This window comes from Pedobacter gandavensis (genome assembly GCF_032677645.1).
In the GTDB taxonomy this organism is placed as follows: Bacteria; Bacteroidota; Bacteroidia; order Sphingobacteriales; family Sphingobacteriaceae; genus Pedobacter; species Pedobacter gandavensis_A.
In genome coordinates this window covers 650,989-669,386 of sequence record NZ_JAVTSB010000001.1, presented here as the reverse complement: position 1 = coordinate 669,386, position 18,398 = coordinate 650,989, and the positions used below count along the sequence as shown (strand labels likewise).

Here is an 18,398-nt window from a genome sequence, read left to right as displayed (position 1 = left end):
AAATATGATGCATCGTTCAAAAATCGCCGGAATAGGTTATTACGTGCCTAAGAATGTTTATACCAATGATGATTTGTCCCGTTTCATGGATACAAATGATGCCTGGATACAGGAACGCACAGGAATAAAAGAGCGCAGATTTGCAGATCGCCTGGAAGAAACCACCACCACCATGGGGGTAGAAGCTGCGAAAATTGCCATCGAACGTGCAGGAACTACGGCACAAGACATCGACTTTGTCATCTTCGCGACCCTAAGTCCGGATTATTATTTCCCTGGTTGTGGTGTTTTGCTGCAACGCGAAATGAAAATGAAGGAGATTGGCGCTTTAGATGTCAGAAATCAATGCTCCGGTTTTGTGTATGCCCTTTCTATCGCAGATCAGTTCATTAAAACGGGGATGTACAAGAATATTCTGGTGGTCGGTAGCGAAAAACACTCTTTTGCCATGGATTTTGAAACCCGCAGCAGGAATGTTTCCGTGATCTTTGGTGATGGGGCAGGAGCAGTCGTTTTGCAGCCTTCCACAAAAGACGGACAAGGCATCATGAGCACACATTTACATAGCGATGGTGCTGATGCTGAGATTCTGGCCATGTATTACCCTGGTGCCAGTGCCAATAAGTGGCTGAAAGATAAACCAGGTTACCCGGATCAGGAACTAGGTGGTTTATTTATGACGACCGAACAGCTGGAAAGCGGCGCTGCACTGCCTTATATGGATGGTCCTGCGGTATTTAAAAAGGCCGTAGTGAAGTTTCCGGAAGTGATAAAAGAGGCATTGGAAGCCAACAACCTGACACCTGCAGATCTGGACATGCTGATTCCACATCAGGCAAACCTAAGGATCAGTCAGTATGTACAGCAGTTGCTGGGACTGAGCGATGATAAAGTATTCAATAACATTCAGAAATATGGAAATACCACCGCGGCTTCTGTGCCGATTGCTTTGTGTGAAGCCTGGGAAGCGGGGAAAATTAAAGAAGGCGACCTGGTTTGCCTGGCCGCCTTTGGATCAGGTTTTACCTGGGCCAGTGCTTTAATCAGATGGTAATATTTTAACTGCTAAAGGATTAACTTCCTTTAGCAGATTTTGTCATTTGGGCAAACATATCCCACATATCATCCGGTATGGCTTCCAGTCCGTTAAACTGACCGGCACCTTGCAGCCATTCTCCGCCATCAATACTGATGACCTCGCCATTGATATATCCAGCGAAATCGCTGATCAGAAAGGCCGCCAGATTGGCTAACTCCTGATGTTCTCCAACACGTTTCAAGGGAACCCTGTTTTTAAAGTCGAACTTCTCTGCCAGATCTCCCGGTAACAATCGTTCCCAGGCACCTTTGGTAGGAAATGGTCCCGGTGCAATGGCATTGGTACGGATGCCGTATTTACCCCATTCTACAGCCAGAGAACGCGTCATAGCCAGTACACCGCCCTTTGCACAGGCAGAAGGAACTACATAACCAGAGCCGGTAAAAGCATAAGTGGTGACAATGTTTAACACATTGGCAGTTTGTTTTTCCTTGATCCAGTGCTTGCCAAAAGCCAGCGTACAGTTCACAGAACCTTTCAATACAATATCAATTACGGTAGAAAAAGCATTCGCAGAAAGCCTTTCCGTTGGGGAAATAAAGTTCCCTGCTGCATTGTTCAACAAGACATCTACGCGGCCAAAGGTTTTCAGGCTTTCGGCAAGCACGTTTTCTACCTGTTCATACTCGCGAACATCGCAGACTACGGCTAATACTTTGCCTCCGGTTTCTTTTTCCATTTCTGCGGCCGTCTTTTCCAGCACATCAGCTTTTCTGCTGGTGATCACCAGATTGGCGCCCAATGTCAGGAAATACATCCCCATCGCTTTGCCAAGGCCGGTTCCGCCGCCAGTGATTACGATAGTTTTTCCTTTTAAAGCATCATCTCTTAACATAGGTTGGTTGTACATAAGCTATTTTTTTTGCAGGTTATCAATGATGGTTTTCAAAATGTTTCTGGTGGTTGGTGCCCACCATTGTTTTAACATAATAGCCAGTGCTTCGGTTTGGTTGGCACGCGTTGCAGCAATCAGGTCTTTTCTGATGTTCAGCTTGCTTTGCTCCCAGGTGTTTCTTTCCATGGCCATATATTTTCTGATCTTGCGTTCCGCTGCGGTAATGATGCTGGCAGGATTGATTAATTCATCTACAAGACCGATTTGAAGGGCTTCGTCCGGTGTAAAAAGTTTACCTTCCAGTAAGCTTCTGCTGGCATTTGCGCTGCCAATCCAAAAGGAGTACAGACTGAAAATACTGCCTGGAACAATGATGCCAACCGGCACCTCATTTAGGCCGATAATGGCTTTTCCTTCCGACATCACCCTGTAATCGCAAGCGAGTGCAATAACGCATCCTCCCGCCGGACTGTGCCCATTGATAGCGGCAACCAGTGGTTTGCGGAAAGCGGTCAGGTTAGCGGTAAAGTCAAGGAATAAATGCCAGAAAGACTCAGCCTCTTCTTCCGAATAACCATAGAGTTCGATTAAGTCTAATCCCGCAGAAAAGAAGTTTTCTTTCCCGGTGATGATTACTCCGGCAATATTCGGGTCCGAAGCAATACTGTTCATCATATCATTCAGCTCGGTGATCATCTCACGGTTTAAAGCGTTCGATTTTCCACGGTCCAAAGTAATCAGTGCTAAATGGTCTTTTATGGTGACTTTTATCGTATTCATATATTTATTATTTTACTTCATAAGTATAAACTGTTCTGGCCAGGTGTCCCATCAGGTCCATTCCTTCTAAAACTACCCTATAGGTTCCCGGTTCGTCGGTATTGAAGAAGGTAAAATTAGTTTTTCCTTCCATACCGCTGATCAGTTGTGGCCCCCAATATACGGTAGATCTTAGATCCGGAGCCCTGTTAGGCTCATCAACATCGTATTTAGGCATGTAAAAATCCTTTGGAACGCTGTATCCTTTAGGACTAATAACGATCAGGCCAGGGGTAATCGTACTTGAATAATTACCAACGCCACGTTTTGTAGTGATCACCAACACACCACCTGCGCCTCCGGTGCCATAGATGGCTGTGTTTCCAATTGTTTTAAGAATTTCTACGGTTTCAATATCAAACACATTCACATCATCCAGATTGGCATCTTCCAGACGCATGCCGTCGAGTACAATAGACATAGGAATCCTGCCGCCGTTTCTCATCAGGTAGGCCTTGCCATTCATAATGGTTAGTCCGGCAACACGGCCTTGCAAACACATGGAAAGCGTGGGGCAGGTACTCAGCTGTTCTGCGGTAATGATCGCATCGGCCCTGCCTGCCCCGTTTAAGTTTTGGGAATTTTTAGCCTGCTGCTTCTGCTGTGTAATTTTTACCTCTTTCAACTGGAGTGTTTTTTGTAACAGCCCACGCTTACTCTGGTCATCGAAATAGCTATTGCTTTGTTTCAGGTAGGCCGATAAGGCCTCGTTCACGTTGATTTCGATATCTCCGGTATTCTTGCTTTTGGTAACCACTTGTCCCGGAACAGCATCGATCTTAATATCCAGTCGTTTTTTGCCATTATCCGTTCTTGCCTGAACGATGAATTTAGGATAATCGATAAAAAGCAGGTTGTCGAAGTTAAACCTGCCCCTGGCATCTGTCAGCGTATCCAGTGAGAAGAAGCCACTTGCCGTAGAAATCAGCGTGACTTTGGTATTAGGGGAGGGTTTGCCGGAGTAATTGGTGACCACACCGCTAAAGCCCAGCGATTTTTCCGGTTGAAACCTGATTACCGGGGGGCTGTTGCTGATCACATTTTTCCATAATATCCGGTTCCATCCTTGCGTTAGCATCAGGTTATCCATGTTTTTGACCACTTCCGGACTTTCATTGATAAAGTAGTAATTAGGCTTTTCAATATAACCGATCAGGTCTTCGCTGAGTAACAGGTTGCTGAGGATATTGCTTTCAGTTTCTGGTTCCGGTGCTACCGCCTGATTATTGGTAACCGATACAGAGAACATTCCGGGTACTGGCTTGCCGTTAAAAGTACTGTTGAGCTTGATCTCTACTTTCTCCCTTTTCGCATATACGGTCTTGTCTGTAGTCAATTGTATATTGGCACGATCTGCTGAATTGTAAACAAAAGCAAGGCGTTCGGCAATAGGATGGTCGCTTTCAGTAAAGAGGGTAAGTTGTAAAATACCCTCCAGGAGTTCCTTTTTTGGGATATTTATGGTCGCCAGCTGATCAGTGATGTTGATCACCGGACTGAACAGTACATTGCCATTGTGCTGGCCAACAAGTCTGAGTTTTACCGGCCCGCTCAGGTCGGCACTTCTCATGATTTTGATGGTTAATTTTTCCGGGTCAGTAACCATTACGGTCATGCTGTAACCGGTAGGTTGTGTTGCCGGCAGGTTGATGTCTTTTTCGGAGCCATCCGCAAATTTAACCTTTGCATGGTATTTTACCCCGTTTTGTGGGTTGATCACGAAGCTCCCCATACCCAGGTGTTTGGTTTCAAAGTTGTTGATTTCCAGTCCGGTTTCATCCAAAATAACCCCGCTGATGTTTTCCCCAAGGCCGGAGGAATTCACTGCTTTTACCGCGATTTTGGTAGGGAGACCATCGATCAGGTTTCCGCTTTCCGGAAAAAACTGGACGTCCACCACGCTGGAGGTTGCTTTAATCGGGATTTCACGGGTTACTTTCTTGTCCTCCGGTAAACTGATGGTGGCAATAATCCTTCCTTTTTTATGGAGTTCCGGTTGGTTGTTTAAGAAGCTGATGGAGATTTCTCCCTGGTTGTTGGTGGTTGCCTTGCCTTTGAGGGTACTTTTGGAATCTAGCTGTACCTCATACCTCACCTCATTGCCGGCATAAGGATTGCCATCTTTGTCTTTGAAGATGATGCTGGCATCAATCTTTTCGCCTTTATCTTGTTTGCTGTAGCTGTAAGTCGTATTTGTGGAGACCGTGTTGGTCCAGGAGTAGCCTATTTTGATGGTCTTATCGAAGAAGAACTCCGGACCCGTGTTTCGCATCCATTGCGTATAGGCGCGGATTCTGTAATTCCCTGCTGTGAGCGTATCCGGCAGTGCAAAGTTGCCCCAGGTTGCTCCGGCAATTACCGGAAGTTTCAATTGTTGTCTGATGGAGTCTCTTTCGTTGATCAGCTCTACGTATAATATTTTGCTGATGTCGGAGGGTTCCTGAGTAGTTGCATTATAGAGGTAAGCTTTAAACCAGATGTTATCGCCGATGGCGTAATAGGGCTTGTCGAGGTGCAGATGGACTTTTTCCTGAGGATACTTTTGATTGAATTCCTTCATTCTTTCGAGGAGGATATCAAAGTTATCATTCAGTACTCCTGCCGCAAAAGCGAGGAAGACGCCGGTAATTAACAAAAGAGGATAAAGAAATTTACGTTTCATAAGTTATGAGCATTAATAACAAATAATAAAGCCTCAATATAACAAAATATTGAGGCTTAAAGTAAATTTAAAAGAAAGAGAATTAAGCAGTTAGAATTCGTTTTTCCACATCATGCTTTCCACTGGTCTGGTGGTCTTATTGTTATATTTTGCGTCTCCTTTAGTGTTGTACATGGTTTCAATTTCGCCGTCTACACCGAAATAGATCAATTGACCAATCGGCATACCTGCATAAATTCTTACCGGTTGCTGGCAGGAAATCTCCAGGGTCCAGGTATTGCAGAAACCTACATCGCCTTTTCCAGCGGTTGCATGGATGTCTATACCCAGGCGTCCAGTGCTGGACTTACCTTCCAAAAACGGAACATGTGCATGAGTTTCGGTATATTCCAGGGTTACGCCCAGGTACAAGGTACCCGGTTGCAACACAAATCCGTCTTTCGGGATCTCGAAGTTTTCGATTTTATTGTGCTCCTTTGCATCCAGGACTCTATCTACATAAGTAGCCAGGTATTTGCCTAAATGTACGTCGTAGGAGTTTGTACCCAGACATTCGGGTTTAAAAGGTTCAATTATGATGGTACCCTTCTCAATTTCTTCGAGAATTCGTTTGTCGGAAAGTATCATTTTATCAAGTATTGGGCTAAATTATGATTAATTTAAGATACTTTTGCATAGTTTTCTAAAATAGAGATGCCCGTAGTTTTTAATAAAAATATTGACGAGAATACCATACTTGCTGTATGGAAAATCGAAGAGACCGAAGAGCAGTTGCTTTCCGGCCTACAATTGAAACAGCATGAGCTGGATTTTATTTCCTCTTTAAGCAACGGGAAACGGTTGCTCCACTGGTTAAGTACCCGTGTGCTGCTGAGAACCATGCTAAATACATCTGAATACATTGATTGCCAGATGGATGAACATGGGAAGCCCTTCCTGCCCAACCTCGATTACCACATCTCCCTGAGTCATTCTTATGATTATGCAGCGGTGATTATTGGTAAAAACAGGAAAGTTGGCGTAGATATCGAATTGATCAAACATAAGATCAAAAGTATCAGACACAAGTTTCTTTCTGATATCGAGCTTGCTCAAAAGCAAATTGGAGATAATATCAATGGCCTGTACGTTTGCTGGTGCGCCAAAGAAGCCATCTATAAATGGAATGGCAGAAAAGGTCTCGAGTTCAAACAAGACATTTACATCAAACCTTTCAAGCTTAAAAATGAAGGTAGTCTGAATGCGTTGGTCACACTTCCCGAGGGAATGAAAGAGCTAACCGTCAACTATTTCAAAACCGCCGACGGCTATATGCTGGGTTATGTAGTCGCTTAATTTTCAAAAGATGAATAAGAAAGTAGAGTTCATAGATTGGGGACTGACTGATTATCAGGAGGCCTGGGACAAGCAGGATCAGATTTTTACGCAGACAATAGCGGTTAAAACCGGTAACAGGAACAATGATACGCAGCTGGAAACACCCAACTACCTTGTTTTTGTAGAACATCCCCATGTGTATACGCTTGGTAAAAGCGGTCATCCGGAAAATCTGTTGCTGGATGAGCAGGGGCTGATCGAAAAAGAAGCTACTTTTTATAAAATAAACCGGGGTGGCGACATTACTTACCATGGCCCCGGACAAATTGTAGGTTATCCGATTCTCGATCTGGATAACTTTTTCACAGATATTCACCTTTATCTCCGCACCCTCGAAGAGGCCATCATTTTAACGCTTAAAGATTACGGTATTGAGGCTGGCAGATCAGCTGGCTTTACCGGTGTTTGGCTGGATGCAGATAACGATAAAGCGCGTAAAATATCTGCGATGGGTGTGAGGTGCAGCAGATGGGTAACCATGCATGGCTTCGCTTTCAATGTCAATGCAGACCTCAATTACTTCAAAAATATTGTCCCTTGTGGCATCGATGATAAAGATGTGACTTCCATGGAACGTGAACTAGGACGTAAACTGGATATGGAAGAAGTGAAGGGTATTTTGAAAGGACATATCGCTCAGTTGTTCCAAATGGAGCTTTTCTAATATTCTTTTTCGTTAATCGTAATCATTTCTTGTTTTTTTGCGTGCAAAGATTATCTTTACTATAAAAAGACAAAATATGGATTACAATAACGCTGTTTCCGATGGACTCGGAATTTTCTCAATAGCCGGTTCATTACTGATGCTGGTCCTGGCTGTGCTGAATATCGTCGGCATGTGGAAGATATTCGAAAAGGCCGGAAAGCCGGGCTGGGCTTCAATCATCCCAATCTACAATTTGATCGTCCTGGTGGAGATTGTTGGTAAGCCAACCATCTGGATTCTCTGGCTCCTGATCCCATGTACCGCCCCGATTTTTGGTATCTGGCTGACGAACTTATTGTGCAAAAGCTTTGGTAAGGATGTGGGATATACTGTTGGAATGTTACTATTACCTTTCATCTTTGCACCTATGTTAGGCTTCGGACCGGATAAATACCTTGGCCCTTCTGCTGCGGAAGCACAAAGATTCAATGGCATGAACAACCCATTTGGAAACGGAAACAACCCTTTTAATCAACCACCAACTACGCCTCAGGCTTAATTGTTTAACTTATTGATATATCTGCGATTCGGCTGGTCTTCTTTTATAGCTCAGGCGGATCGCTTTTTTATTCCCTGCCCAATCAAATATCTGACGGGGCTCGATTGTCCGGGATGTGGCTTTCAAAGGGCCATACTGGCCTTAATCCATGGACAATGGCAGGAAAGTTTCCAGCTTTATCCGCCAACCATACCATTATTGCTCACTTTCAGCATCGCTTTGCCGGCTCATTTCTTTGCTAAGGGTAAGTCCGATACGCTGATTAAAGTGCTCTTCCTAATCACAGGAACAATTATCCTGATCAATTACGGTTATAAAGTGTTTGCCGGGCATCTTCATGCCTAGCTTATCGTGCTAAAACTGTGGCACCGCCTTTCCCGTATATCTATTTATGAAATCCTTCCTGATATCTCTTTCCTTATTGCTATTATTGGCTTGTGGAAAAAACAATGCAAAAACTATGATGCCTACAGATACCCTGACCTATTTAGCCATTGGCGATTCTTATACGATTGGAGAAGCCCTTCCACTGTCCGGCAGTTTTCCGCACCAGCTGCGTAAAGGTTTAAAAGAAAAGGGGCTCCAGGTTGGCACTCCCTTGATTATTGCCAAGACAGGCTGGACAACAGCTGAACTACAGGAGGGGATCAAAGCCGCAGCATTACAGTCGAAATTTGACATCGTTACTTTGTTAATCGGGGTAAATAACCAGTACCGTGGTGCATCCAAAAACGTATACCGTACAGAGTTCAGGGATTTGTTGGAAAAGGCCATCGCATTTGCAGGAGGGAAGAAATCACATGTATTTGTCGTTTCGATTCCCGATTGGGGAGCTACTCCTTTTGGTCGTCAAAGTGGTCGGGATACAGAAACGATTGCACAGGAAATTGATGCTTTTAATGCAATCAACAGGGAAGAGACCCTGGCGGAGGGCGTCAGTTATACGGATATTACACCGGCTTCGCGCCTCGCAAAATCTGACGAATCTTTAATCGCTTCAGACGGATTACATCCTTCAGAAAAAATGTACAAGGATTGGGCAGATCAGCTGGAACCAAAAATATTAAAGGGCTTAAAATAAATTAAGCCCTTTAATCATGAACTGAGTCAAAATGATGAAACAGGTTTATTCGTATACTTCGTGATCAATAGGTTGAAGCGCTTAACATTCCGGCAAACTGATTGGAATGTTAGTGGCTAAACCACCATCTGATGTTTCTTTATATTTAGAGTTCATATCCAATGCCGTTTCCCACATGGTATTCACTACCGCATCTAAACTTACTTTTGCCTTATCAGGATTACTTTGCAGGGCCAGTTGACTGGCAGTAATGGCTTTAATTGCGCCCATGGTATTTCTTTCGATACATGGAATCTGTACCAGACCCCCAATCGGGTCACAGGTTAAACCTAAATGGTGTTCCATTGCGATTTCTGCGGCCATTAATACCTGACGTTGTGAACCACCCAGAACCTCTGTTAATGCGGCTGCGGCCATTGCGGAAGATACTCCGATTTCTGCCTGACAGCCACCCATGGCTGCTGATATGGTTGCTCCTTTTTTGAAAATGCTACCGATTTCAGAGGCACAGGCAATAAACTGCACGATTTTCTCTTCGGTATAGCCATCGCAAAAGGCAATATAATATTGTAAAACTGCCGGGATTACACCCGCAGCACCGTTGGTAGGCGCAGTTACGACACGGCCAAAGGAAGCGTTTTCTTCATTCACCGCCAGGGCAAAACAGCTTACCCAATCCAGTATATAGTTAAAACCATTTCCACCGGCTCTGACGGCCATCAACCAGCTGTCGTAATTCGTATAGGCATGGTTGCCCACTAATCTCTTATTCAAAGCACAGGCTCTTCTCGCAACGTTTAGTCCGCCGGGTAAGAAGCCCGCAGTATGACAACCGCGGTAGGTACAGTCCTTCATCACATTGAAATGTTGCATGATGCCTTTTCTGGTTTCCGCTTCGGTACGCCAGGCCAGCTCATTCTCCATCACCACTTCCGAAACTTTCAATCCGGTAGTCAGACACCAATGTAACAGGTCTGCTGCTTTCTCCACAGGGAAGGGTAGCTCTACCTGTTCTTTATCGCTGCCGCTTTCTCCTTCTTTCACTACAAAACCGCCACCTATAGAATAATAGGTTTCAGAAATGGCTTTGCCGGTATTTAAGAAGGCTTGAAAAGTAACCGCATTGGGGTGGAAGGGAAGGCTTTCAAAGAAAAGGAAAACCAGGTCTTCCTCGTAAGTGAAGCTGATGTTTTTCTCACCGTTTAGGTTCAATACTTTGTAAGTTTTGATCTCTTCTACGGTAGAATCAATAGAATTTACGTCAAAAGTTACCGGATCTGCGCCAATTAATCCCAATAGGATGGCTACATCTGTTCCGTGACCTTTTCCGGTTTTAGCGAGGGAACCGTATAGTAATATCTTAACCTGATCTACTTGTTCCAGTAGATCTTTTTGTTTTAATAAGGCAGTAAATTGTTGAGCAGCCCGCCATGGACCTAAAGTATGTGAGCTGGATGGCCCAACACCTATCTTAAAAATATCAAAAACTGAGATCTGTTCCCTTTGCATATTACAAAGCTAATATAGTTCAGGGACATTTCAGGCTATTTTTTGGAGGGTTCAGGCCATAAATTACGGTGAAATGATTTTACCAGACCATGGACCTTAAAAATCAAAGGCAATGATCTTTTTGTCCTGGAGCATCCGGTCTACAAATTGCTTGTGGTTTTTTGGACTTCCAATCGCAACCCAGGTCCCGCTAATGGTGCCATTAGCCAGTTCCTGTTTCCCTCTGCTCAGTCTTAATCCGGAACCTTTAAGGTCTTCTTCGTATTTCTCAAGACTCTCATCTTCATACTTTTTAACGATGCGATACACCCGTTTGGTGAAGCGTCGTTCCACCATTTCCTCCAGAAAAGGGAAGACCAGCAATGCCGCAAGAACAATTAAGGTGACGCCGGTGGCCTGTTCATAATAACCGGCACCGGTGGCCATGCCTATTGCAGCAACAATCCAGATCACACAAGCGGTAGTGAGCCCCTTAACCTGGTTCTCTTCTTTAAAGATAACTCCGGCACCCAGAAAGCCAATTCCGGTAACGATATTAGAAGCAATCCGGTCATGGCTTGTCAATCCGATTTTTATCGATAAAATGGTGAAAAGGGTAGAACCCAATCCGATCATAATCATCGTTTTCAATCCGGCTTGCTTGCTCCTGAGCTCCCTTTCTGCACCAATCAGACCACATAAAAGGGTGGCCAGTAAAAACTTGTTTACTTCGGTCTGCGTGAGGAAGTGGCTGCTTTCTAAAATATTATTCATAGCTTAATTCTTAGCTAAAGATAACAAAGATTTTCCTGAAAGTAGATGCCGGTTAATAGAAGTCATAACAGCGTAGTCCATTAAATTTATTATAACTGGAACTGTTCGGGAAATACTTCTCATAACCGATACTTGCTTCCGTTGTTCCACTGGTATTGGTATAATTGATGCCGGAAGTAGTGGCGTCATGACTGATCCCTAGCCTTAGTTTTTCGCCATTGCGATTGCCTTTAAACAAGTCAAATGTCAGCGAGAATACAATTGCGTCCGGGCCGCTTTGTGAGTTGTTTCGGTACCAGAGTCCGGTGCTTACACTTTTGTATTTAAACTGTGCGCCCACACTCAGCGAACTGGATTTATCCTGTTTGTAATAGACAACCGAAGGGATTACATAAGGGCCTTCATCATCGCCATAACCACTATATGGGTTTAAAGAAAGGCGGTAACTGGCATTGGCGGTAAAGCGCATGGGTAGCTTGGCTACGGTTCCGGTAAAGGATTCATCGGGCTGATTGAGGTGATGAACCCCTAGTCCGATCATGAAATTATGGATGATAATATTGGTGCCTGCTGCGGCATCAAAGAATATTTTATTGTCTATTTCCGGCGGTTGAGCCGAAGAAACACTTCCTGGAATGTAACCTAAGCGACGGTCGATCTGATCGGAGAACACCAGTTTATTCCAGTTGATCTGGCGATTGGTGAAACCGGCCTGTACCCCAAAAGACATCAGAAAATCATCCGTTCCTACGCTGTAAGCATAGGTCATGGCCGCATTGTTTTTCACCAGAAATGCCGTCCCTTCACTGCTGCGGTTAAAAATCACGCCTACACCGCCTGCAAAACTTGGAATGTTTAAGTCGGCGGAGGCCGAGATATAAGATAGATCGCCACTAAGTCCCGACCATTGATTTCTATAGATCAGGTTCATGCGGATATCTCCTTCAAACTGTCCCGTTAAAGCAGGATTGAGGTATACCGGTGCATTAAAAAACTGGGAATAAATATGGTCTTGTGCCTGGATATATAAGCTGGAGCCCATCATCAGGATCGCCATTGTCAGTTGCTTTATTTTCATGGTTATCTGATTAAATGTATTGCACCAGTGCGTTTCGGGGCAGATTTGTCGTAAGTCATGCCTTTCCATTCTGTTCCATTGATCATTTTGACGTCTATTTTCCAATAGTATACGCCTTGTGGCGCCGGACTACCTTTAAAATTGCCATCCCAACCTTCTGCGGGTCTGCCTTCGTCTAATTTGGTGGTTTCCCAGACCAGCTCTGCCCATTTGTTGAACACGCTGAATTTCCAGGAAGCAATGCCAGATCCTTTGGCGCTAAAGGTTCTCAATTCCGGAAATTCGCTGCCGGGAATAAAGGAGTTCGGTACAAACAGGTATCCCGGAACACCTTTTATCGTCACATGTTTAAAAGTGCTGGTAAAACAACCCTGTTGGTTGAAAGTGGTTAAGGTTACTTTATACGTTCCCGTATCCGGATAAGTATGGATTGGATGCTGTTTCTCCGAAGTCGTTCCATCTCCGAAATCCCATGCCCAGGTGCTCGGACTGCCGGTACTTTCATCTTCAAATTTGAAGGTATAATCAGGGATGCTGATGAGGGTAGATGGGTTCACATAAAATGCCGCTACTGGTGGCGGAACGATACGGATGTACTGATTTCTGCTAACCGAGATGCTACAGCCGAGGATGTTGGTAGCGGTTAGAGTTACCGTATAATACTCCTGATCTCCACTGTAAACGTGCTTAGGTTCAAATTCTTTGGAAGTTGTGCCATCACCAAAGTCCCATACATAGCTGAAGCCATCCTGAGTGGTGTTTTTGAATTGTACGGCAAGTCCGGCACAACCCAGGGTGATATCTGCATGGAAAGCGGCAAGGGGCTGCTCCAATACTTCAATTTCCTCCTCTTCAGTGATTTCCGAGCAATCGTTAAAAGCGGTCATTTTAACGGTGTATTTACCTGGTTTGGTAAAGATATATTGGACGATTCCAGGTTCAGTGGTATTCAGTGCTCCACCATCTCCGAAGTCGAAGGTAAAACGCGTTGCCCCGATAGAGTTATTGTCGAAGTTTACGGTTAATGGCGCACAGCCTTTTTTCTCTTTGGCGTCTACCACCAGTTCAGGGGTAATGTTTTGTGGAGAAACCTGGATGTTGTATGTTTTTGTATCCGTTCCGCATTCGTTAACTGCGGTCATTATAACCACAAAAGTCTTCGTTACCGTGGTGTTGTAAGTATGAGTTTGGGGTAGTTTACTGGTGGTGGTCACCGTCGGACTACCATCACCAAAGTCATAAGTGTAGGTGTTGGTTCCTCCCGGTGAGGTATTGGTGAAATTAACCAGCATTGGCGAACATCCTACCGTTTTACTCGGAGAGAATACAGCAATCGGCTTTGCTTTAACCAATACGGTAGCGTTAAAAGTACTGTTGCCACAGGCTGTAGTAGCCGTCAGGGTAATGGTATAGGTTTTATCTTTTCCTGTTGGATCAGCTAAGAAAATCACATCTTCAGGCTGGATCAGACTTGAAATGGTGCCATTTCCAAAATCCCAATGGAAAGTTGCTCCCGTAAGGGAAACCGAGTTGTTAAAGAATTTTACGGTTAATGGCCCACATCCTTCCTGTACATTCTGCGTAAAGGAGGCCGGTACTTCCTGAATCGTACTAAAATCATGGTCGAAAGCACTATCCGTACAGCCCTGGCTACTTGTGGTCACCAGCTTAATGTTTACAGTTTTGTTGCTTTCCGTGATTTTATAACCAGGGAAATTGACTCCGGTACCAATCACAACTCCATTAGCAGACCAGGTATAGCTGGCATTGCGATCCGGATAAGGAACGGTCGTAATGTTGATGTCGAAAGGATTACAACCTTTATCTAAAACCCAGGTAAATTCGGCTTTGGCGTTTGGTTTAACGGTTACTTTTACCGGATTACTCATACTTGTCAATGCGCCATCACAGAACAGTGTTTTCACTACGCGGCGATAGTAGGTCGTGTTGTTTAAAGCTAAAATATTGGTGTAATCTTTTTGTATTTCACCAGGCAGGTCTGTCCATGCTGTACCATTGGTGCTGGATTGCCATTGGTAAAAGAAATTGTTGTCAGATCCTGTGGGAGTTGAGCCGGTTAATCCTATCGGAGAGACTCCGCTGCAAATGGTCTGGTCTGCAGTAATGGTATTTCCGCTGATTGGCTCCTGTGCAATCATTCTAATGGTATTGCTTAATGTCTGACAAGCGCCACTGGTCATCGTTCTTCTGAAAGTCAGTGTGTTCGTTAAGGTGTAAGTTAAGCTCGCGCTTGTTTCAGGAAGCGTGACGAAATTAGTTCCATCGGTACTGCTTTCCCATTTGTAGGTATAGATTCGGTTACCACCTGTAGAAACCTCGTCATCAAGGGTGATTGTTTTTCCATTACAGACTTCCGATCCGTTATCCGTACTGATCACATTGGTGATTTCCGGCAGATTTGTAACCTTGACTTCGTCCGATGTTGGTCCACAAGCCGAATTTCCGGTGATCGTCCATCTGAACACATAAGTTGTGCCAGGCTCCAGGTTTTTAGCGCTGGCTGTAGGACTTGTTGCATCAGAAAACTCAACATTTGGCGTGCTGGAAATAACCGTCCATAATCCGGATTCTCCATTAGCAGCGATTGGCATATTACCCGCAAGTACTGTGGTTCCCTGGTTACAAAGCTCCTGAGGCGCTCCCGCATCCGCTTTGGTATCCGCAGGGTTTACCGTGATTTTTATGACGTTCGTAAATTCTTCCGCGCAAGTTCCGTTTTTAACGATTGCTCTGTAATAGGTTGTGCCGGTAATATTGGTATAACTAAGTGAGGCGGAGGTATTGGCGATATCCGTCCAGCTCGTCTCATCTATTGAACTTTGCCATTTCACAACTGCGCCGGTGTTTCGGGTTAAATTCAGGACTCCGTTATTGCGCCCCTCGCAAACGGTAGCAGTTCCATCAATAACGCCCGCTATTGTTGGAAGATTGATCTTGATCTCTACTTCCGAAAAATTAGCAGGGCATTGACCCGAACCTGTAATGGTCCATCGGAATCTAAAGGTTTCTCCTGCGCTGAGGCCGGTAACTTGTGTGTTATAAAGTGTGGGATCTGAAATGGCAGGTAATGCTAGTCCTGTTTGTCCTGAAACGAGTGTCCAAAGCCCGGTTTCTGTTCCATGACGGGGTTCATTTCCTTCCAGCGTATAGCTGCTGGCACCGCAAAACTCTTTGTTTTGACCCGCTGTTGCAGTAGTTACTTTTGGGTCTACCTGTACGATGACTATAACGGCCTGGCCCGGACAATCGGTTCCTGATGAATAAGGAGTAATCGTATAAGTTACCGTACCTCTGGTGGTTCCGTTATTGGTGAGGATTTGGTTAATCACGTTCGATGTTGTGGCTGTTGTCTGATGCTGATTTCCGGTGATTTCTAATGGAGCAGAGGAAACACTGGTCCATTTATAGGTAGTTCCGCCGGGTAAATTTGTACTTAAAGTGATTCCGGTACTGCTACCGCTACATATTTCAGGCGCTACTGGATTGGCAGTAATGACAGGTTTTGGGACCACAGTAACCGTCAGTTTAAATGGTGTTCCATCACAGTTATTCGCCTTAGGCGTAATGGTATACACAATTACCGCAGAAACCAGAGGATCAGTATTGATGATGGTCTCATCGATGGTACCTCCCGAACCAAAACTATTGCCTGTGGCAGTTCCTGAAGTAAGTTGGGAAGTCCAGGTAAAGCTGCTGCCAGAAATACTTGAAGTCAATACGTAGTCGACAGGGCTACCTGTACATATCGTCTTAGTGGCATTTACTCTGGTGTTATTTGGGAAAATTGTAATCTCTTTACTCCTGGATATAGTCTTGCAATCTCCGGCTAAATTGGTCGTCAAGGTAAAGATTACGGTTGCTTTGCCATTAATACGTTCCTGTGCAGTAGGTGTATAGCTGGTGATTTTATTGTCGGGGCTACTAAAAGTTCCTCCTCCTGTTAGCGGCACAGACCATTTTGAGCTCACATAATTATCGTTAGTCGTTCTCCCTTCTAAATCCGCATCAGCAGCATAACAAATTGGATCAGGGTCGATAAATATCGAAGGTACGGGTGCTTCTGTAAAGGTGATTTTTTGTTGCCTGATGATGGTATTACAGTTGTTTGTATAAGTCAGCTTAATCGTGTACACCCCATAATCCTTGAAGTCTATAACAGGATATTTACTAGTCGCACCATTTGGGGCTACAAATGCGTATGCCCCGCCGGTTACCTCCCAGGTATAGGTTCCGGGGATATCATCCTTTGCAGTACCACTGATTAGTGTATTTGTCTCGCTCCCGTTAGGGCCAAAGGTAAAAGTTCCTTTTGCACACAATTCAATATCGGGAGATAACGTCGCCAGAGGTTCTCCATCAACAATAACTTTCTGTATCGCTGAAGTCTTTGCACAACCCCCATTACTGATGGTTAATGAGATGCTGTATTCACCTGGCTGAGTAAACTTAATCTGAGGCTCTTTGCCATTTTTTCCATTGGCATCAATAAAAGTAACTCCTTGTGCAGGGCTTACATTCCAGGTATAAGCAGGTGTAGTTCCGCAGCTATTATCTAAGATCGAGCGATCTGTTGTTGTAATGGTTCCTGGGGTTAGGCAGATTTTAGTGCTTGACAAATCAAACTTTGGCTCTGGAGGGTCCTGTATACATATTGTCCGTTCAAAGATCTCTGCCTGACAACTGCCTTGAGTGGTAGAGGTCAAAGTGATTTTGTAAGTTCCTTTTTCAGTAAATATATGCGTGAAATTGTAACTTTTTAGTTTGTCGATCTCTACTGGTTCATCGTTGATGGACCAGGTGTAGTATAACGTATTGTCATTACATCCCGGAGAATCCTCATCACCCTTTTTGCCAGGTGTAGACTCGTTTATAAAAGTCATCACGGAACCTTTACAGCCTACGGGGCTATAGGCAAATTTATTAGTTGGTCTGGTAAAAACTCCAGCAATAGTTGAAATTGGTGTACCTATACGGGTACAAAAGGGGCTTTCCAAATTTACATTAATTCCAAATACATTGTATTTGGTGGAACTGCCGGATTGATAGACTTTTCCACAGGACGACTCCGTGAAAGTATGTCTTACTTTATTGTCGCCGGTTTTAATATCGCAAATTGTATAGATATCAACTTTAGTGTCTCCCCAATCTATTTTGTAAGTGTTTCCAGGGAAGTTTCTATTGATTCCATTTGGCCCATCCACAGTTACCACATATTCAAAGGAGCCGGTGGGGTAGCATACTGTACTTCCTGAAGTGGTGGTGAAAGCCGTAATTGCGGGGTTATTGATTAAAAAGTAAGCCTGGGTTCCAATGCTTCCATCTGGCATCTCCACCTTGGCAAGGATCGTATAATGTGCCTGTTTTGCCGTAAATATGTTGTTTTTTATGACAGGAGTATAGGTTAACAGGGATGCGGTTCCTCCGTCTAATTCGTCGGTAATGGTGGCCGTAACTTTATCTGATGTTGATTCATTACTAAGGTTAAATGGTGTGGTTCCTGGGTTTGAGTTACAGGTTCCGAAAGTTAAAGGATTCTCGCTGATGGTTTTCGCTACAGAACTAAGGGCAGCTATCGCGACGGTACCATTCTTAATTTCAAATGAAGCTGATGTTGAGTTAAGTGCTGGTTGTTGAGTAGACCGGATTTGTAACTTGTAACCCGTACCAGCAGGCGTTCCGTTAGGAATTGTTCCATTTACAAATGTTGCGTAAAAGCCCGTATAAGTTCCAATTCTGTTGTTTGCGTTAAAGCTACCTGTATTGTCAGATAAATATAGTTCAAAAACGTTTCCGGGGCGGAGGCAGGTTCCTTCAGTTATCTTGAAGGTGGCCGCGATGCTGGAACCTGGTGTATAAGGTCCCGGATCAACGGTTCCAATCACGATTTGTGAATAAGAATTCAAGAACGTAGTAAAGAATACTACAAGCGTTAACAACAGCGAACGTTTTGCCATCTAAA

Annotated in this window: 14 protein-coding genes; 6 read left to right on the top strand and 8 right to left on the bottom strand. The window is 44.3% G+C overall.

All coding sequences use genetic code 11. From position 1 onward, the window contains the following. The first annotated feature begins 4 nt into the window (after positions 1 to 4). Complete coding sequence (locus tag R2Q66_RS02900) at positions 5 to 1,054, top strand: beta-ketoacyl-ACP synthase III (RefSeq protein ID WP_316746495.1); 1,050 nt, start codon at positions 5 to 7, stop codon at positions 1,052 to 1,054. Between the two features lie 19 nt (positions 1,055 to 1,073). Here R2Q66_RS02900 and R2Q66_RS02895 read toward each other — a convergent pair whose 3' ends face one another. The 4 genes from R2Q66_RS02895 to dcd form a co-directional block, all read right to left on the bottom strand. After that, positions 1,074 to 1,949 (bottom strand): SDR family oxidoreductase, encoded by an 876-nt coding sequence (locus tag R2Q66_RS02895; protein ID WP_316746494.1) that lies wholly within the window; start codon positions 1,947 to 1,949, stop codon positions 1,074 to 1,076. Between the two features lie 3 nt (positions 1,950 to 1,952). Continuing rightward, a complete protein-coding gene (locus R2Q66_RS02890; RefSeq protein WP_316746493.1) occupies positions 1,953 to 2,714 on the bottom strand; it encodes an enoyl-CoA hydratase/isomerase family protein in 762 nt (253 codons plus the stop codon). A 7-nt stretch (positions 2,715 to 2,721) separates the two neighbouring features. Then, a complete protein-coding gene (locus R2Q66_RS02885) occupies positions 2,722 to 5,415 on the bottom strand; it encodes a carboxypeptidase-like regulatory domain-containing protein (RefSeq protein WP_316746492.1) in 2,694 nt (897 codons plus the stop codon). Positions 5,416 to 5,505: 90 nt separating this feature from the next. Next, positions 5,506 to 6,042 carry a dCTP deaminase gene (gene dcd, locus R2Q66_RS02880; protein ID WP_316746491.1) on the bottom strand — a complete coding sequence of 179 codons (537 nt, stop codon included), beginning with the start codon at positions 6,040 to 6,042 and terminating at the stop codon, positions 5,506 to 5,508. Positions 6,043 to 6,108: 66 nt separating this feature from the next. On the opposite strand from dcd, the gene R2Q66_RS02875 reads away from it, so the two are divergent. From R2Q66_RS02875 to R2Q66_RS02855, 5 genes are all read left to right on the top strand, one after another. Then, positions 6,109 to 6,750 (top strand): 4'-phosphopantetheinyl transferase family protein, encoded by a 642-nt coding sequence (locus R2Q66_RS02875; protein ID WP_062550659.1) that lies wholly within the window; start codon positions 6,109 to 6,111, stop codon positions 6,748 to 6,750. A gap of 10 nt (positions 6,751 to 6,760) precedes the next feature. Further along, on the top strand, positions 6,761 to 7,456 hold the full coding sequence (lipB, locus tag R2Q66_RS02870) for a lipoyl(octanoyl) transferase LipB (RefSeq protein ID WP_316746490.1): 696 nt from the start codon (positions 6,761 to 6,763) through the stop codon (positions 7,454 to 7,456). 76 nt (positions 7,457 to 7,532) lie between these two features. After that, complete coding sequence (locus R2Q66_RS02865; protein ID WP_316746489.1) at positions 7,533 to 7,997, top strand: DUF5684 domain-containing protein; 465 nt, start codon at positions 7,533 to 7,535, stop codon at positions 7,995 to 7,997. Positions 7,998 to 8,009: 12 nt separating this feature from the next. Next, positions 8,010 to 8,342: a DUF2752 domain-containing protein gene (locus R2Q66_RS02860; RefSeq protein WP_316746488.1), complete on the top strand. Its 333-nt coding sequence runs from the start codon at positions 8,010 to 8,012 to the stop codon at positions 8,340 to 8,342. A gap of 46 nt (positions 8,343 to 8,388) precedes the next feature. Further along, positions 8,389 to 9,078 (top strand): SGNH/GDSL hydrolase family protein, encoded by a 690-nt coding sequence (locus tag R2Q66_RS02855; RefSeq protein ID WP_316746487.1) that lies wholly within the window; start codon positions 8,389 to 8,391, stop codon positions 9,076 to 9,078. 81 nt (positions 9,079 to 9,159) lie between these two features. Here R2Q66_RS02855 and R2Q66_RS02850 read toward each other — a convergent pair whose 3' ends face one another. From R2Q66_RS02850 to R2Q66_RS02835, 4 genes are all read right to left on the bottom strand, one after another. Next, complete coding sequence (locus R2Q66_RS02850; RefSeq protein ID WP_316746486.1) at positions 9,160 to 10,587, bottom strand: L-serine ammonia-lyase; 1,428 nt, start codon at positions 10,585 to 10,587, stop codon at positions 9,160 to 9,162. 96 nt (positions 10,588 to 10,683) lie between these two features. After that, the gene (locus R2Q66_RS02845; protein WP_316746485.1) at positions 10,684 to 11,340 is read right to left on the bottom strand and encodes an MgtC/SapB family protein; all 657 of its coding nucleotides are present in this window, start codon (positions 11,338 to 11,340) and stop codon (positions 10,684 to 10,686) included. A gap of 52 nt (positions 11,341 to 11,392) precedes the next feature. Then, complete coding sequence (locus R2Q66_RS02840; RefSeq protein ID WP_316746484.1) at positions 11,393 to 12,418, bottom strand: PorP/SprF family type IX secretion system membrane protein; 1,026 nt, start codon at positions 12,416 to 12,418, stop codon at positions 11,393 to 11,395. A 2-nt stretch (positions 12,419 to 12,420) separates the two neighbouring features. Beyond that, positions 12,421 to 18,393 carry a PKD domain-containing protein gene (locus tag R2Q66_RS02835; protein ID WP_316746483.1) on the bottom strand — a complete coding sequence of 1,991 codons (5,973 nt, stop codon included), beginning with the start codon at positions 18,391 to 18,393 and terminating at the stop codon, positions 12,421 to 12,423. Positions 18,394 to 18,398 lie beyond the last annotated feature (5 nt).

Coding starts and splice junctions, on each gene's coding strand:
- R2Q66_RS02900 (WP_316746495.1), top strand. CDS start 5: ATGATGCATCGTTCAAAAATCGCCGGAATAGGTTATTACGTGCCTAAG.
- R2Q66_RS02895 (WP_316746494.1), bottom strand. CDS start 1,949: ATGTACAACCAACCTATGTTAAGAGATGATGCTTTAAAAGGAAAAACT.
- R2Q66_RS02890 (WP_316746493.1), bottom strand. CDS start 2,714: ATGAATACGATAAAAGTCACCATAAAAGACCATTTAGCACTGATTACT.
- R2Q66_RS02885 (WP_316746492.1), bottom strand. CDS start 5,415: ATGAAACGTAAATTTCTTTATCCTCTTTTGTTAATTACCGGCGTCTTC.
- dcd (WP_316746491.1), bottom strand. CDS start 6,042: ATGATACTTTCCGACAAACGAATTCTCGAAGAAATTGAGAAGGGTACC.
- R2Q66_RS02875 (WP_062550659.1), top strand. CDS start 6,109: ATGCCCGTAGTTTTTAATAAAAATATTGACGAGAATACCATACTTGCT.
- lipB (WP_316746490.1), top strand. CDS start 6,761: ATGAATAAGAAAGTAGAGTTCATAGATTGGGGACTGACTGATTATCAG.
- R2Q66_RS02865 (WP_316746489.1), top strand. CDS start 7,533: ATGGATTACAATAACGCTGTTTCCGATGGACTCGGAATTTTCTCAATA.
- R2Q66_RS02855 (WP_316746487.1), top strand. CDS start 8,389: ATGAAATCCTTCCTGATATCTCTTTCCTTATTGCTATTATTGGCTTGT.
- R2Q66_RS02850 (WP_316746486.1), bottom strand. CDS start 10,587: ATGCAAAGGGAACAGATCTCAGTTTTTGATATTTTTAAGATAGGTGTT.
- R2Q66_RS02845 (WP_316746485.1), bottom strand. CDS start 11,340: ATGAATAATATTTTAGAAAGCAGCCACTTCCTCACGCAGACCGAAGTA.
- R2Q66_RS02840 (WP_316746484.1), bottom strand. CDS start 12,418: ATGAAAATAAAGCAACTGACAATGGCGATCCTGATGATGGGCTCCAGC.
- R2Q66_RS02835 (WP_316746483.1), bottom strand. CDS start 18,393: ATGGCAAAACGTTCGCTGTTGTTAACGCTTGTAGTATTCTTTACTACG.